The sequence below is a fragment of the Rhizobium sp. UBA1881 genome, from assembly GCF_002338015.1.
Lineage (GTDB): Bacteria > Pseudomonadota > Alphaproteobacteria > Rhizobiales > Rhizobiaceae > Rhizobium.
Window position 1 is genome coordinate 44172 of sequence record NZ_DDHH01000041.1, and the last position, 470, is coordinate 44641.

Here is a 470-nt window from a genome sequence, read left to right on the forward strand (position 1 = left end):
GACTTCAACCTGCCGGAACGCTTCGGCGCCTTCTATATCGACAGCAACTCCGAAAAGACGCAGCCGGTGATGATCCATCGCGCCATTTGCGGCTCGATGGAGCGCTTCCTCGGTATCCTGATCGAGAACTTCGCCGGCCATCTGCCGCTGTGGATGTCGCCGCTTCAGATCGTCGTCGCGACGATCACGTCGGAAGCCGACTCCTACGGCGAAGAAGTGGCCGAGGCGCTGCGCGAGGCAGGCCTCCACGTAGAGACCGACTTCCGCAACGAGAAGATCAACTACAAGGTCCGCGAACACTCGGTCACCAAGGTGCCTGTCATCATCGTCTGCGGCAAGAAGGAAGCCGAAGAGCGCACGGTCAACATCCGCCGTCTCGGCAGCCAGGAGCAGAGCTCGATGTCGCTTGACGACGCCATCGCTGCCCTGACGCACGAAGCGACGCCGCCGGATGTGCTGCGCAAGGCAGC

At 62.1% G+C, this 470-nt stretch carries 1 protein-coding gene; it reads left to right on the forward strand.

Going from position 1 to position 470, the window contains the following annotated elements:
* Positions 1 to 470 (forward strand): His/Gly/Thr/Pro-type tRNA ligase C-terminal domain-containing protein (locus tag B3605_RS03980; RefSeq protein ID WP_296432399.1); only part of this gene is annotated, 470 nt, incomplete at both ends.